17 protein-coding genes are annotated in these 14,756 nt (G+C 43.7%); all 17 read right to left on the reverse strand.

Annotated features, from left to right (window positions below; translation table 11 throughout):
• Positions 1-4: 4 nt before the first annotated feature.
• Positions 5-1,921 (reverse strand): siphovirus ReqiPepy6 Gp37-like family protein, encoded by a 1,917-nt coding sequence (locus CPAL_RS04955; protein ID WP_106024195.1) that lies wholly within the window; start codon positions 1,919-1,921, stop codon positions 5-7.
• A 2-nt stretch (positions 1,922-1,923) separates the two neighbouring features.
• Entirely contained in the window at positions 1,924-2,775 is an 852-nt protein-coding gene (locus tag CPAL_RS04960) for a phage tail family protein (RefSeq protein ID WP_106024196.1), read from the reverse strand.
• Between the two features lie 13 nt (positions 2,776-2,788).
• Complete coding sequence (locus CPAL_RS04965) at positions 2,789-5,209, reverse strand: phage tail protein (protein ID WP_106024197.1); 2,421 nt, start codon at positions 5,207-5,209, stop codon at positions 2,789-2,791.
• A 202-nt stretch (positions 5,210-5,411) separates the two neighbouring features.
• Positions 5,412-5,798, reverse strand: a complete 387-nt coding sequence (locus CPAL_RS04970; protein WP_106024198.1) for a hypothetical protein — start codon at positions 5,796-5,798, stop codon at positions 5,412-5,414.
• 11 nt (positions 5,799-5,809) lie between these two features.
• A complete protein-coding gene (locus CPAL_RS04975) occupies positions 5,810-6,400 on the reverse strand; it encodes a major tail protein (protein WP_012102978.1) in 591 nt (196 codons plus the stop codon).
• A gap of 3 nt (positions 6,401-6,403) precedes the next feature.
• Positions 6,404-6,745, reverse strand: coding sequence for a hypothetical protein (locus tag CPAL_RS04980; protein ID WP_035150356.1), 342 nt, complete (start codon positions 6,743-6,745; stop codon positions 6,404-6,406).
• Positions 6,742-7,173, reverse strand: a complete 432-nt coding sequence (locus CPAL_RS04985; protein WP_106024199.1) for an HK97 gp10 family phage protein — start codon at positions 7,171-7,173, stop codon at positions 6,742-6,744. Before CPAL_RS04985 ends, CPAL_RS04980 begins: the two co-directional genes overlap by 4 nt.
• A 5-nt stretch (positions 7,174-7,178) precedes the next feature.
• Complete coding sequence (locus CPAL_RS04990; RefSeq protein ID WP_106024200.1) at positions 7,179-7,514, reverse strand: head-tail adaptor protein; 336 nt, start codon at positions 7,512-7,514, stop codon at positions 7,179-7,181.
• A 3-nt stretch (positions 7,515-7,517) separates the two neighbouring features.
• Complete coding sequence (locus CPAL_RS04995) at positions 7,518-7,835, reverse strand: head-tail connector protein (protein ID WP_012102982.1); 318 nt, start codon at positions 7,833-7,835, stop codon at positions 7,518-7,520.
• Positions 7,836-7,854: 19 nt separating this feature from the next.
• Positions 7,855-8,235, reverse strand: a complete 381-nt coding sequence (locus tag CPAL_RS14170) for a head fiber protein (RefSeq protein WP_106024201.1) — start codon at positions 8,233-8,235, stop codon at positions 7,855-7,857.
• 12 nt (positions 8,236-8,247) lie between these two features.
• Entirely contained in the window at positions 8,248-9,453 is a 1,206-nt protein-coding gene (locus CPAL_RS05005; RefSeq protein WP_012102984.1) for a phage major capsid protein, read from the reverse strand.
• 19 nt (positions 9,454-9,472) lie between these two features.
• Positions 9,473-10,162 (reverse strand): head maturation protease, ClpP-related, encoded by a 690-nt coding sequence (locus CPAL_RS05010; protein WP_092561612.1) that lies wholly within the window; start codon positions 10,160-10,162, stop codon positions 9,473-9,475.
• Complete coding sequence (locus CPAL_RS05015; protein WP_106024202.1) at positions 10,163-11,407, reverse strand: phage portal protein; 1,245 nt, start codon at positions 11,405-11,407, stop codon at positions 10,163-10,165.
• A 50-nt stretch (positions 11,408-11,457) separates the two neighbouring features.
• Positions 11,458-13,062 carry a terminase large subunit gene (locus tag CPAL_RS05020; protein WP_041700827.1) on the reverse strand — a complete coding sequence of 535 codons (1,605 nt, stop codon included), beginning with the start codon at positions 13,060-13,062 and terminating at the stop codon, positions 11,458-11,460.
• Positions 13,063-13,150: 88 nt separating this feature from the next.
• On the reverse strand, positions 13,151-13,339 hold the full coding sequence (locus tag CPAL_RS05025; RefSeq protein WP_018664388.1) for a DUF5049 domain-containing protein: 189 nt from the start codon (positions 13,337-13,339) through the stop codon (positions 13,151-13,153).
• The gene (locus CPAL_RS05030; protein ID WP_018664387.1) at positions 13,332-13,790 is read right to left on the reverse strand and encodes a gamma-glutamylcyclotransferase family protein; all 459 of its coding nucleotides are present in this window, start codon (positions 13,788-13,790) and stop codon (positions 13,332-13,334) included. The genes CPAL_RS05025 and CPAL_RS05030 overlap by 8 nt, the downstream gene beginning before the upstream one ends.
• Positions 13,791-13,828: 38 nt before the next feature.
• The gene (locus tag CPAL_RS05035; protein ID WP_106024203.1) at positions 13,829-14,728 is read right to left on the reverse strand and encodes an amidoligase family protein; all 900 of its coding nucleotides are present in this window, start codon (positions 14,726-14,728) and stop codon (positions 13,829-13,831) included.
• Positions 14,729-14,756: the final 28 nt, after the last annotated feature.

Consider the following 14,756-nt stretch of genomic DNA (forward strand, 5'->3'; position numbering starts at 1 on the left):
CTTCCTAGATGGTTTTCGTATACTCGATAACCACGTAGCCCGTATAATCTGTCCGGTCAATACCTGGTTCAACAACGACATTTGTTTTATCCACATAAAGACCGATTTGTGAAGCGAAGTTGTTATACCGTGCAAGCGGTAGTGGCAAGAAGTTGGTGCCATTTGTTGCAAAGCCGGATAAACTAACAACTGTACTTAGGTTTGCTATGCCATGGGCTACACTCCCAGGAGTAGCGTTGGGAAGGGAGCCGAGGTTTACTACTTTTCGATATATTGCCTTACCATCTATCCATAGACGCCCTGTGTTTTGTTCTGTCATAGAGTAATCAGTAAACGCAGAGGAGATTTTAGTTGCTGTAATCGTTCGTTCTGCAATCTTGGCACCAGTGACCGCTCCATTTGCAATCCGTGCTGTAGTTATTGGATCGTTATTAATATTCAACCAGTTCGCTTCACCAGACGGATTGTTAAATACAAAAACAGATATCACATAAAACGTCATTGTGTTGCGAGATATAAAAAATCCCATTGCCCGCTGATATCCGTTTCCCGTGTTATCCCCGCTATGCTTTACCAAAAAGACATGCCCGTCATCGCTTGGCTGATCACTGAATTTGTTGCCGCTCCACGAGGTGAAATAAAAAGCATCTCCAGGGCTCATATGGTGCAGGGCATACTGACCGATCGATATAGCTCCTTCTCCAACAATTACCTCAAGTGAGGGCAGTTTCCCAAACAGATTGTTGATACTATCGGTAACAGTATCTCCTTGGATATTGGGGTCAAGATCATGAATATCTCCAAGTGTTTCTGACACATTGCCTAATGCTTCTGCAATATCAGAGATGCCAGTTGGGGCAGATAATGCAGTTTTAACCTCACTCATATCAGAGCGAATTTTTTGAGCTATTGTTAGCTCGCTCTTTCCGAATACTACGCTGATGCTTTGACCGTCCGCGTCATAAGTCTCCTCCACTTCAGCGATTCGTGTTGTCATAGATACACCCCATGCTTTGGAAATAACCTTAACAACCTGGCCAAGGTCAAAGTCTACCTTATAAGTCAGGTTGCCATGTGGGTTAACTGATATATCAAAGGAATAACGTATTACTTGCTCATTTAGCTTGCTCTGCCCACGAAAAATCAGCGTATTGATATAATCCACTCCAAAATCTTCTGCCCGTAGGTCTTTAGCATCCACAAAAATCTCATGTCGAGTTTCTCCCGATCCACTTGTAATTGCTACAAATGTCCGCTCTGCACCTTCGCCCTCCCCACCAACAAGAGCAGTGTTAGCAAAATCTGCTGCACTTACTGTATAAACCTGCTCAGTTAGGTTCTCATACTCCTTAGAGAACACTGCCTGTGATTCAGTCCCCTTATACAGCATTATTGTAAAAACCCCTGTTTCAGGAGTAAAAATAGTCTTGATACCAACCTCCGAAACTTCACATAGTTCCGTCACTGCGTCCATCAAGTTGCGGTACGAAATTTGGGTGCTAATGGGTATATCCAGGCTTGGGGATGAAAAGGATATACCGCTGATCTTTCTTGCTACATCAGAAGGATTGATAAGGTTATTTTCTATAAGTTGCTCCACACAATCAGAAATGTCACCGGACAATTTCTCCGTTTGCCATACAATGCGTCTAGCAAGAAAGGACGTGGCAAAGCGACCACTTACCGTAATAAATTCCTGATCCGTCTGAGACAAGGAAAGATGCTCAATAATCCCAGCTTCTTCATCATCGTTCTTCCAAATGATATTTCCTTCTTTTAGAAGTTCGGCATTCTCTTGTGTGGCTATGGCTTTTAATTCAAATGAACCACACTGAGAATAACGCCGCGTCCATCGAAGATATTCGAAAGATTCCACGATGCCCACAAGCTCCCGGTTTGTATTAAAGATATATAGTTCCATACTCACACCCCCAGAAATTGTGGACGAAAGTAAATACTGACCTCCAACAGTTCCATATTAACTGAAGCGTCATAGCGCAGTGTGTTAGTACCTGCAGCAAGCTGGAAAAACGTTGAATTGGTGTCCAATAGTGAAAAAGCATTTGTAACCGTTGACCCTACAACCTGGACCACACGCTTACCAGCGAAATGGGTATACACACGAAGTTCATCACCAGCACTCATTGTAGTGAGAAGCCGGATATATTCTCCCGTGACTATGTTTAGTAGTTCAGGGTTGGTAACCGTACCCAGTGCTCGAAATACGATTTCGCATCCACAAGATACATCACCAATGTTTTCTACTGTGATGATTTGGCTCGGCTGACGCATTCCAAACTCCATACCACTTACTGGTATCTCCAGTTCAAACTCAAATAGAGGTATCCATGATGCCAGTTCCTCTCTCACCTCATCCAATGTTTCGAAGAAAGGGGATGGACATAGTAAACTTACAAAGAAGTTTGGTATGCGTTGTCTAGTAGAAACAGTAAATCCTGCTTCCTCTACCACACAAGCAATTTGCCGTCCACGATACAAAAGAGTTCCTCGCATTTTTGGAGTAAATATCTTAAGAAATCTCTGTCTCCGTACATAAGCCTCGTCAAGATAATCCGCTACGACCGTACCTTCTAGCGTGATATTACGCATATCCAGTGTGGAGGAAATATAAAAAGCACCGTCTTGATCCGGTGCCTTAAATGTATTAACGGTCTGGCGTATGTTGCCTGTTCCGTCTATCTTGGTAAGAAAATACGGGCGGCTTTGTTTTAGGGTGATACTCTCACCACTTGAGTTAATATAAGTAAGTTCCACTGCCAGACCTCCTTTAATATTCTAGTGCCAGTTTGCGAGACAGATTTTTGAATTCCCTGGCTAATTCTTTTTCAGATAGAGGCTTTGGTGACACAACAGAGATATTTTGAGTGATACTTGTACCATTGGCATTCCCTTGCCCAGATAAACCTCTGTAATTAAAATCAAAACTAGTTGGTACAGCATTTTGCATATCCCTTGAAACTGCTGTCATTGCATCCTCAAAACCTACACCGATCCCTTCACCCATATTGTGGCCAATTCCAGCAAATAGCTTTGAAGGTGAACTGATGCCGAAGAAATTCTTAATCTTTGATACAACATTGCCGAAAAATCCAGAGATTTTACTCCATAGCCATGCACCTGCATCTGAAATACCTTGCCACAGACCTTTGATTAAGTTTCCACCTACTTTAGCCATCTGGCTTATATAACTTGTAAAAGCATTGACCAATCCTGAGATAATCTGAGGAACAGCCTTGACGATCTCTACGATTATCCTTGGAAGATTCGCAATTAATGCCACAAACAGCTGGACACCGGCCAAGATGATCTTGTCGATGTTACCTACAATAGCGTTTACCAAAGATGTTATTATTTCCGGAATAGCCCCAACCACAGTAGTGATAATTTGCGGGAGTGCCTGTATGAGTGATATTAATAGTCGTATGCCCGCATCTATAATCAATGGAATTGACCCAATAACTGCACTGATAATACTATCGATAATCTGCGGGATTGCTTCCACGATTGCAGTGATGATAGTAGGCAGTGCTGTAACCAATGAAGTCAATAATTGAATACCTGCATCAATAATCTGTGGAATGGATTCAACTATAAAATCCACTATTGCTTTTATGATGACAGGTAAGGATGATGTTAGTTGAGGTATTGCATCTACCAATCCCTGTGCTAATCCTATAATCAACTGCAAAGCGGCATCCAAAATAAGTGGTAGGTTATCCATTAATCCTTGAACAATCTGCGTGACCGCTGAAACTGCTGCGGGTATGAGTTGTGGTAGAGCCATGCCAATACCCTCCACAAGTGCGGTTACCAGTTCTATTGCTGCATTTATGAGCAGTGGCAGATTATCAATCAACGCACCAACAATTGTCATTACTGCATCTACTGCCGCTGGAATCAGTTCAGGCAGTAAGTTCAAGAGTGTCTCCAACACCTGCGTGAACAGGCTCGTGACAGTTTCCAATAACATCGGAAGCAGGTCACCTATTGCTGTTAAAATCGCATCGAACGCAGGTGGGAGTGCGGTTACGATGTTTTCTAAAACAGGCACGATATTTTTAACGACTGCACGGAATGCATCCACAAGATTTTCCGTCAAATTTGTCATGTCTGCATTAGCGTTACCGAGTCCTGCTGTAAAAGAGCCAAGTGCAGCTTGTAATAACCCAATAGAACCAGAAATGGTCTCAGTTGACTCTCTCGCAAAGTTTCCGGCATACTGCTGTGTGTTTTCAAAAAACATCTGCATTGCGACTTCCGCTTTTTCCGCTTGTGTAGCGGTATTCCAAGTGAAATCTAGTCCCTTAGCAAGAGCATAAGCTTCGATGTTTGTAGCATTCATGGCAACACCTAAGTTATCCATCATGGTAAAGTTGCCTTTTGCCGCTCCCGTAACCGCTTCCATGGCAGCGGACATATCTATACCCATAACGGATGCCATATCTGCTGCACGTTGCATCGCTTTTTCTGTCAATTCAAGACTTTTTCGCTGTTCAATGCCAGAGCCTTGGAACAATGCACCCATTTTATTAGCTGTTGCCAAATACTCACTTTGGGAAATTCCGAGATTTCTATAGGCTTCTTCACCGGTCTTTTGAATTGAAGCAGCATACACTCCAAAGACTGCTTCTGAGCCACCTAGGTTTTGCTCCAATTCCCCAAACTGGGTAACTACCTCTTTACCCAATTTTATAGCAGCAGCTCCAGCAGCAACTGCAACTGTGCCCATAGCCACACCGATGCCCTTGAGTATACCACCAAGCTTTTCAAATTTACCTCCAGAATCTTCCGCACTTTTGCCTGAGTTGTCTAACTCTTCACCGAGATTATCTGCTTCAACCGCAGACTGCTGAAGTTCACGCTCCATATTATTGAGTTCTGCCTGAGCTCTGTTCAGCTGAATCTGCCAGTTTTGAGTGCGGCGGTCATTTTCACCGAAAGAGGAGGTGGCATTATCAAGAGCGGCCTTAAGGGTTGAAATCTTTTCTTTCTGTGCGTCGATTTCTTTATTCAAAACCGCATTACGAGCAGTGACAGACTGGATGGATTTATCGTTTTTATCAAACTGACTGGTCACAAGTGCCATTTCACTGCCCAGCACTTTAAAGGACTGATTGATATCTCGCAGGGCGTTCTTAAACTCACGCTCGCCCTCGACGCCTATTTTCAATCCAAAATTGTCCGCCATACCTTCACCTCCTCCTATATGCCTGGTGGGATAATATCGTCAATCGTTCGAGTTTTCTTCGGCTTTTCGATCCCATGCCATTGCTTGTGGCAAGCCCATAAATCAAAAAACAGTCCAATTGGCATAAGCCAGAATTCCTCTGCATCCATGCCCATCTGAACTGTTCCATAATAATAAAGTCGGGTAAAGACTTCAGCGTCCGTTACCCGACTTCCATGTTTTTTTGAGTTTCTTCCTCACTTTCCACGTTGCGCTTAGCACCTTTGAACATTGCTTCGGTGATTGCACTTTTATATTCCGCCAAATCAAGCGGTGAGGTAAGAAGCTCCACTTCTTCCTCTGTCAACAATTCTTCTGGTGCGTTCTTATTCTTAAGATTACGAATTAAAATGGACTGGTTTGCAAGCAATGTGATTAGCCAAACTATCTCGTCCAGTGCCATCTCAAAGTTTTCTGATTTCATCAGTTTTTCTCCAAGATTTTCAAGACCACCGTAACGACCAGCAATTGCCTTTGTTGCACGTGTAGTTAAAACCAGTTCATACTCTTTGTCACCTATTTTGATTGTGGCACTTCTCTCATTATCCATCATTTCTCCTCCTATGGTTCAGGTGTATATACCGGTTCATAAACTTCAGTGAACCAGCCTGTTATGGTGGACGATGAAACACCGGGGTCACCTTCTGTGACTTCTGCTTTCCATGGGTGCTTGCCCAACCCATCCAGCTTGTTCCTGCGCATAACTGTTCCTTCAATAGTAGGTGTAGAAAAGGTAATGGAATCCGCTTTTGTCTGTAAGTTGGTCGCTGGTAGTCCAAACTTAACGCGATACAACCAAAAATATCGATATGTTCCATTGGCCTTTTGCGCACGAAACCCCACTGCAACAGGTGTACCTACACTCTCACTTGCAGAAATTAATACCCCGTTGTCGTCGGTGGACGCACCAGTTAGATCTGCTGCTACTGTCGGGCCAATGTCATCTACACCGAGAGTGAGTGTACCGCTATTAAAGTCCTTCACAACCTCGGCAGCACCATCATCGGCATACAGAATTGCTTCCACCAATTCTACCGAAAGTTCGGCAGTAATGGCTTTTGCGAGTACCGAAGGCACACCATAGGTTTCCTCGCCATTTGAGTCCTCGGTTATTTTTGCATAGTACAGTTTATCCAAACCGATAGTTGCCATATGTTATTCCTCCATTCCATAGTTTTTCGCCACGTCGATGGCGTAATGATGATATCCAGTATCATCCTCGTGACCAATATACCTACGCTCAGTCACTGTAAAATCATCGTTTAACAAAGCCGTTGTAATCTGCCTCTTTCTCTCTAAGTAATTGCTCTTGGAAAATAGTGATATCCGTGCTTCCTGCACATCAAAGCCAGGGCGGTTATCCGCATGAACTTCAAAAACATCCGAAAGTGGGAGTATCACCACGTACTCATCCGGTGCCAAACCTGAAAAAACCCCGGTTTCTACGGGGATAGGTATTGCTGTCAGAAGTGTATTTAGCTCCTCTAAGATATTCATATTTTATCAATCTCCTCCTCTAGCTTTGCGATCATCGCATTGATACAAGGTTTTCTAGATGCAGTTCTCGCAGGCTTTAGGAAGGGTTTTGCAGGCTGACCATGCTTACCATATTCAATGATTGTAGCAATTTTAGCATTGCTCTCACCATCAGAACGTAGCTCGGAAAAGCCAACTTTAACATTGAAGTTTCCGTTTCTATCTTGCTTTGCACTTGAAAGTCCTAGTGAAGATAGTAGCTCCCCAGTACTTTTGGATGGATATTTTGTGTTCTTACCAATTACTTTACTTAGATTCCCCTTAACTTTATCCAATACCACTTCACCGCCAACTTCCAGAACCTTAGGAAGAATTACATCGGTCTGGTCAGCTAATCGTGATACCTTTAAAAGGAATTCTTCTGGCATCTTTATATTCACTTTTGCCATATCCATCACCTCACAGTTGGTTCTATCTTTTCTGCTAAAACCTCGACATACATGCCTCGTTTTCTTACATCATCAACACTTAAAATCTGATATCTGCCATCATCACAAACGATGACCATTTCACTGGTCACCCTAAGGCCAGAAATTTTCCTAAACCTAAATAGGGAAGTTGCAGAAGAAAATGATGCTCTATTCGCCCACCGCTCACTGCCATGCCGATCTTCCTTGTAGGCACGTACACTGGCAAGTATGTTATCGCCTATAGCAGCGAAACCATCCTTGTCTTTAATAGGCTCTGTACTGATGATATCAATAAAGGTGTTCATCTTTCCAAAACTCATAATTTACACCTTCCAATCCCGGTCTAGTCTAAGAAGTAGGTTCACTGTGTTCCAAACCTGCTGCCCCGCTTGTACGCTATCGGCGAAGAAACCAGCCGTCGAGCCATCTCTGCTTTCGTAGAAATGACTCGACAGCATGATTACAGCCTGTTCAGTAGTTGGGGGCATGATGTTCTCAGTGTAATAACCCTCAGCAACATGCTGATAACTTTCCGCATAAGAGACGGCGGCTTTGATGTAATGCAGCAGAAGTCCATCGTCTGCGTCATGCGTCAGGATCAGATTTGCTTTTACTTTAGGGAGAAGATTATCAGTTGTCATGCCGTCCGCCTCCTTCCGGTCATTCTTCGTCTGCAGCCATTAACCCAGCCGCTTTTAGTTTAGCGAGCAGAGCATTAAAATCCGTGACAAGAGTGGCTGTATCCTCAGCTATGCTGTCGGCTTGATTAGCAGCCATTTTTACCAGCCCAGAGACCGACTCCGTAGCATCGGTAAGATATGTTGGAGCATACAGCTTACCATCTTCACCAATTTTGATTTCGACAGTATCACCCTCATCAGCAGCGGCGGCTTTTACACCACCAAGAGTCTCCTCTGTTGCCACGAGAAGCGGATCGGCGGAGAGCCCCGTTACCGAGGCTCCTTCCTTGATTTCAAGTGTTCCGCCTATAACAGTTTTTTCTCCGCCTTGTTCGGTATAATTCTTAGTGTTATAGCTCATAACGCACCTCCATTAAGCTTTCTGCTGAAGTACTTTTATGGCTTCAGGTAGAATTAATTTTCCATCCACACGCTGAGTAGCAACAAAGCCTACTTGACCAGTAACAGCATAAAGTTCATTAAGCCTCTTAAATACACGACCCTGACGATCAGCTACCCAGTAATAACTAAAATCACCGAATGCGATACTCTTCGCAGCTGCAGCAATAGTTGGCATATATGCAGAAGTATACAATGGTCGATTGAGGATAGTATCCGGTGTACCTGCCTGTAAGGAAGGTTGCCATAGGTACTGTCCTTGACCATCCTTTAGTTTACGGATTGCTTTTACAGTGGCGTCGTTCATAACGAATACAGCCTTATTACGGTAAGGTGCCTTTAATGAATAGAACAGATCAAGAACCTCGTCCATAGTGATTGCCGTAGCACCTGCAGTAGTTACACCAATTTGGGCACCACCTGTAGAAGCAAGGATACCTGTCGGTTTTCCAGATCCATCACCGGTAAAGAACGCCTCTTCCTCTTTGTTACCGATACGCCTTGCAAACTCCTTAGAGATGTAGGCTTCAAGATTGAACACAGAATCGTTAAGAAGCTCCTCGGAAACTTTGATCATGGTAGCGAGTTTGTAAGCTCCTATAGAAACCTGTCCGAAGCTATCATCGCTATCTGGGATAGTGCCTTCTTCATCCACCCAGGAAGCAGTACCTTTTGTAGCTACAACAGGAATCTTCCTATCGCCAGAAGATGTATTGATAACATTGGCCAGTGAACGGAAAATGTTCTCTTCCTCAAGAGCCTCTACTAAGGTACGTTCAAACTCGTCAGGCACAAGATAACCACCTTCGGAGTCTGTACCAATTTGAAGGGCATTTCTTACGTTTACATCAAGGCCTTCCCCTGCACGAGTACGCATAGCATTCCAGAATGCTTTCTTGTACTCTGCAGACGCGCGTCCTGTCTTATCTTCAGCATGTTTGGACGGTGTGTTTGTAATAGGGCTACTCGTGGCTTTTGAAAGTTCTAAGTCAATAACCGCCTGACGTTCCAAACGTTCTATTTCCTTACCAAGTGCAACAACTTCAGCTTCCATCTTTTCATAGGTTTGTGTGTCCTCTGCGGATAACAATCCATCACCGCCACGTTTTGAATCAAGGAATGCCTTCGCCGCATCCCAAACCTTAGCGCGTTTCTCGCGCAATTCAAGAATTTTACTCATTGTTATTTCCTCCTTTAAATTAGTGAGAAATTAAAGAAAGCCGCTTATCCAGCGACTCTATAGGTGTACCTGTTTTTTGTTTTTGTTTTTTAGGTAGTTTGCTAATAAGTGAGTTGGTAACCGCCATCCTGCTAAAGATAAGGCTATCCGTCAAATCCGGTGTTTCATTTTCCATAAACATGATCTTATCTGCAAAACCCAGTTCGATGGCTTTATTTGCATTCATCCATGATTCTGCATCCATCAGATGAGAAAGCTTTGTTCGGGAAAGACCAGTCTTTAACTCATAGGCATTAATAATACTTTCCTTAACTTCATCTAATAGAGCCTTTGCTCGCAACATTTCCTCGCTGTCACCGATGGCAATGGTCGAAGGGTTATGAATCATGATCATGGATACCGGCGACATATATACATCTCCACCCGCCATTGCAATAACGGAAGCTGCACTTGCCGCAAGCCCGTCAATTTTTACAGTGACCTTTCCTGTATAGTCCATAAGCATGTTGTAAATCTGAGCTGCTGCAAACACATCCCCGCCAGGAGAGTTAATCCACACTGTAATATCACCGGTGCCAGCCAGCAGTTCATCTTTGAACATCTTAGGTGTGACCTCATCACCCCACCACGTTTCTTCGGATATCACTCCATTTAAATAGAGAGTGCGCCCTTCATCAGAATCTCGCACCCAATTCCAGAACTTCTTCATTTACTGACCTCCTTCGGTTTTGGCAAACGCTCCTGCGTCAGCCAATTTCGTCATATTTCCGTTAACCAGATATAAATCGCCACCTTCCTCAGCTGGGATACGATTCATGTCCTCCAATTCACGGATATCATTAGCTGACATCCAGCCATTTTGCCGCCCAATAGCATAGCCATTCATTCGGCTTTGATAATCGCCGCGCAGCAGACCATCTAAATTGAACTTGATGAATACTGATGTTTTCTCAGAAGGCAAAATAAGCGATTGCTGGAGACTTTGCTCCCATCTCACCACCCACGGATCGAGAGTGTATTTTACAAACTCCAACGACTGCTGCTCGATATTGGAGAAGCTAGATTTCTCAAGATCTCCCACCATATGAGGAGGCACACGGAAAATCCTCGCAATCTCATTGATTTGAAATTTCCGTGTTTCTAAAAACTGAGCCTGTTCTGGAGGTATGCCGATGGCTTGAAACTTCATGCCCTCTTCCAATACAGCGATTTTATGTGCCTTAGCTGTGCCTTGGTAAGCACTATTCCAGCTATCCTTCACTCTCTGTATGTCTTTAATTACTCCCGGGTGCTCCAGCACACCGCCGGGATTGGCTCCATTAGCAAAGAATGCCGCACCGTACTCTTCAGTAGCAAGTGACATACCGATTGCATTTTTTGCCATAGCAATGGGGCTATAGCCAATGAGTCCATCAAAGCCTAAGCCTGGTATGTGAAGTACATCATCTTTGCGAAGTGTGACATAGCCTCCCTTTGGATTCAGGCCACTTTCGTCTGTATCCCGGTAGTAGATATAAACCAGTTCACCATTTGATGCTCGACTTACTTCCATCTTGTTAGGAAGTAGGGGATAAAGCGCAATTGCCTGGCCACGACCATTTCGAACTATCTGTGCATAAGCATTGCCCCAAAGTAAAAGATGACTCATCAGTGTTTCTCGAAACACAAATGAAGTCATCTCTGGATTTGGTTCATCATGAAGAAGGTAATACAAAGGGTGGAAAGGAATCTTTTCTTTACCTCCATCAGAACGATATCTATATACATGTAGTGGCAGTCCAGCAATCGCTTCAGCTAGTATTCTTACGCAGGCATACACCGCTGTTGCTTGCATTGCAGTACGCTCATTTACTGTTTTGCCAGATGATGTACCGCCAAACAGGAAGGAAAATGCGCTACCCACACGGTTTTGCGGTTTGTCCCTTGAACGAAACAGTCCTTTTAATAAATTCATAGGCCTCACCTCCAAATTGAAAGAATTACACCACAAACAATCATTGAAATTTATAGAATTATTAAACCTCTCTCGTCATACACCGAGTCTCCACTATTACCTGGTCCACAGCGGATGGCGCGGTCGAGTGCCATAATAGTTGCCACTGCTCCATCTATTTTTTCTGTACTTTTTTCCTTGTCCGGTTTTATATTTCCAGCCGGATCTGTTTTTATATAGATGTTATCCATCATCCACCGTAGTACTGGATGCCCGCCGTGTGCTATTCTTTCTTCTAATGTCAATTTCATAAGTTCCTTTGTAGGTGGTGACATATCTTTAAAACCTTGACCGAAAGGAACTACAGTAAAGCCTAACCCTTCAAGATTTTGCACCATCTGAACAGCGCCCCAGCGGTCAAAAGCAATCTCTCGAATGTTGTACTTTTCCCCCAGTTCTTCAATGAATTTTTCAATGTATCCATAATGGACTACATTTCCCTCGGTGGTTAAAATATAGCCTTGCTTCTCCCAAAGGTCGTATTGCACGTGGTCTCGTCGCACTCGGAGGTCAATATTATCCTCCGGCATCCAAAAATATGGGAGAACGGTATATTTATCTGTTTCATCTTCCGGTGGGAACACCAGCACGAAGGCTGTAATGTCAGTGGTAGAGGATAAATCAAGTCCTCCATAGCATACTCTACCTTCAAGGCTCTCTGGTTTTACTGGAAACGCACAGGCATCCCACTTTGCCATTGGCATCCAACGGACAGATTGCTTAACCCACTGGTTCAGACGCAGCTGTCGAAAGCTATTTTCCTCAGCAGGGTTCTGCTTTGCACTTTCACAAGCGGCTCTAACTTTATCGATACTTACTGTAATTCCTAAGCTTGGATTTGCTTTCTTCCATACTTTAGGATCAGTCCAATCATCCTCTTCTTTGGCACCGTAGATTACGGGATAAAAAGTAGGATCGTATTTTCTGCCCTCAATAATATCAACCGCTTTTTGGTGTGTTTCATAGCAGATACTCTGGGTATCCGTCCCTGCAGTGGTGATAAGAAAATATAGCGGTTGGGTTCTCGCATCACCGGACCCTTTTGTCATAACATCAAATAGTTTCCTATTTGGCTGAGTATGAAGTTCATCAAAAACAACACCATGTATATTGAAGCCGTGTTTTGAATAGGCTTCAGCCGACAATACCTGATAAAAGCTGTTGGTCGGCAGGTACACCAGTCGTTTAGTTGAAGCCAGCAACTTCACTCGTTTATTCAGCGCCGGACACATCCGCACCATATCGGCTGCTACTTCAAATACAATTGATGCCTGCTGGCGATCTGCGGCACAACCGTATACCTCTGCTCGTTCTTCACCATCTCCACAAGTGAGGAGAAGTGCGATTGCTGCTGCAAGCTCGCTTTTTCCCATCTTTTTAGGTATTTCTATATAAGCCGTGTTAAACTGCCGGTATCCATTAGGTTTTAAGATACCGAATAAATCACGGACAATTTGTTCCTGCCAGTCGATAAGTTCAAAAGGCTTGCCTGCCCATGAACCTTTCGTATGGGAGAGTGCTTCGATAAAAGCCACAGCGTAATCAGCAGCGTCCTTATCGTAATATGACCCTTCAGCTATAAAGGCGGTCGGCTTATATTTCTTCAGTTTCCGCATAAACACCGCCCCTTTTATGGAAAAGGACATAAGAAAAGAGCCTCAATCCTATAGATGAAGCCCTTTTCTCTATCCTATTTAGATTTAGTTATTTCTTTTTATCCACTTCACCCGTCAGTATGAAATGGGCATATTCTGCTTTATGGTCTATTAAATAGACTACCAATTCATAAAACCCTCGTTCATTTGCCTCATACTGTACTCGGTCCACATCAAACATATTTGTGACTCCACTTTCTCGGATGGAAAGGATTTGTTGCTTAATTATCTCATTCATTGGCTACCTCCTCCGATTCTATTGAATCGGTTGTCGCTTTGCGCAGGATTTCCACATCGAAGCCCGCACTCTTATAGCCTTCTAAAATTGTACTGTAATAATAACAACTCGGCTGTCCAAGCGGTCTACCATCATTCATGATGTAGACCATCGCCTTGACGGTTTTGCTTCCCAACTTCACTTTTATTGTTTCCTTTCGATAAAGGAACGGCCATCCCTCGTAACGGTCAAGTGCCGCTTCATCGGTCGGTGTAATCTCCCAAACTAAAACTGGTACGTTGCCACCCTCAAAAGGCTCGATTGTCGCCACAGCGCCCGCGTGTGCCCCTCTAAATAATAGGCGGTGGTCATTGATTTGACTTGCTCCTACCACCTTCGCTGTGGGGCATCTGTCGGCCATTTGCTTTAGATTAAGGTTGGAGCCATAGGCAAGGTATAATTTATTCTTCATTGTAATCCTCCTTCTTAGCTTTGTGGGTTAGGGGCAGCTCAGGCCGCCCGAAACCGCCATGCAGCTGAACCCGAAAGTGCTGCTGTCAAATGTTCTCTGCAGTTTGCAAATTCATCCCCAATGAAACCAATCCGGTTTAGATAGGTTCTCATGGCAAATTTCTCGTTTTCCACCTGCGGTTTCTTTGCTGATGCACACTTTTGTGTTAAGGCTTGGTGGTTGATGGCAAGTGCTAGAACAATGTAGCTTCTTATCTTTCCTGCATGAAGTTCGCTATTGAACCCTCTAAGTTCAACTGTATGGTTTCCGGTAAAAAAGCTGTGAAGGTTGAGGAAATGGTAGCGGCTGTTGTGGTAATGAGTGTTTCTACTCTCGCTGTAGCCCTCGTACCAAATGTCCTCAATTTGTCTCATGGTTCTAGGCTTTTTACGGTTTATCTTCTCAACCAAAATGCTGTCCATCTTTTTGCAGTAATTCATTCTCTGCGGTGCAATCTGAAGTGCTTTATAAAATAAGTCGTTTTTGCTTGCAATGATATTTACAAAGTTTCGAATGCTTCGTGGGGTATGTTCAGCACCGTCTAGATGAATGTGAATTCCGCAAGATGTATTTGTAAAGGCTCCAGATTTGCGAAGCTTTCTTACTAGCTCCTGCAAAGTTTCAATGTCCTCCCGGTAGGTTAGGATTGGACTAACCAGCTCAACGCTATAATCTCTACCTGCAGCTACTTTTCTTCTACCTTCTTTTCTTTGGCAGTTGATGCTCCCATCGTACATAAACTTCCACACTCGACCATCTGGAGTTTTTACCTTCTTGGTGTCGTAGTAAGTCCCGCCTTCACTGTAAATGCCTTGCAAATATTCTGCAGCGACTCTAGCTGCCCTTTCCCTTGTAATCCCTGTAAATTCAATCTCAATCCCGAATTTTGCACTTAACATCGTGTATCGCTCCTTTTAAAGTGTGTTT

The sequence above is a fragment of the Clostridium thermopalmarium DSM 5974 genome, from assembly GCF_002995795.1.
GTDB classification, from domain to species: Bacteria; Bacillota; Clostridia; order Clostridiales; family Clostridiaceae; genus Clostridium_H; species Clostridium_H thermopalmarium.

Bases quoted from the DNA above. Each gene is read 5' to 3' on its own strand.
- CPAL_RS04955 (WP_106024195.1), bottom strand. From the start codon at position 1,921: ATGGAACTATATATCTTTAATACAAACCGGGAGCTTGTGGGCATCGTG.
- CPAL_RS04965 (WP_106024197.1), bottom strand. From the start codon at position 5,209: ATGGCGGACAATTTTGGATTGAAAATAGGCGTCGAGGGCGAGCGTGAG.
- CPAL_RS04970 (WP_106024198.1), bottom strand. From the start codon at position 5,798: ATGGATAATGAGAGAAGTGCCACAATCAAAATAGGTGACAAAGAGTAT.
- CPAL_RS04975 (WP_012102978.1), bottom strand. From the start codon at position 6,400: ATGGCAACTATCGGTTTGGATAAACTGTACTATGCAAAAATAACCGAG.
- CPAL_RS04980 (WP_035150356.1), bottom strand. From the start codon at position 6,745: ATGAATATCTTAGAGGAGCTAAATACACTTCTGACAGCAATACCTATC.
- CPAL_RS04985 (WP_106024199.1), bottom strand. From the start codon at position 7,173: ATGGCAAAAGTGAATATAAAGATGCCAGAAGAATTCCTTTTAAAGGTA.
- CPAL_RS04990 (WP_106024200.1), bottom strand. From the start codon at position 7,514: ATGAGTTTTGGAAAGATGAACACCTTTATTGATATCATCAGTACAGAG.
- CPAL_RS04995 (WP_012102982.1), bottom strand. From the start codon at position 7,835: ATGACAACTGATAATCTTCTCCCTAAAGTAAAAGCAAATCTGATCCTG.
- CPAL_RS14170 (WP_106024201.1), bottom strand. From the start codon at position 8,235: ATGAGCTATAACACTAAGAATTATACCGAACAAGGCGGAGAAAAAACT.
- CPAL_RS05005 (WP_012102984.1), bottom strand. From the start codon at position 9,453: ATGAGTAAAATTCTTGAATTGCGCGAGAAACGCGCTAAGGTTTGGGAT.
- CPAL_RS05010 (WP_092561612.1), bottom strand. From the start codon at position 10,162: ATGAAGAAGTTCTGGAATTGGGTGCGAGATTCTGATGAAGGGCGCACT.
- CPAL_RS05015 (WP_106024202.1), bottom strand. From the start codon at position 11,407: ATGAATTTATTAAAAGGACTGTTTCGTTCAAGGGACAAACCGCAAAAC.
- CPAL_RS05020 (WP_041700827.1), bottom strand. From the start codon at position 13,062: ATGCGGAAACTGAAGAAATATAAGCCGACCGCCTTTATAGCTGAAGGG.
- CPAL_RS05025 (WP_018664388.1), bottom strand. From the start codon at position 13,339: ATGAATGAGATAATTAAGCAACAAATCCTTTCCATCCGAGAAAGTGGA.
- CPAL_RS05030 (WP_018664387.1), bottom strand. From the start codon at position 13,790: ATGAAGAATAAATTATACCTTGCCTATGGCTCCAACCTTAATCTAAAG.
- CPAL_RS05035 (WP_106024203.1), bottom strand. From the start codon at position 14,728: ATGTTAAGTGCAAAATTCGGGATTGAGATTGAATTTACAGGGATTACA.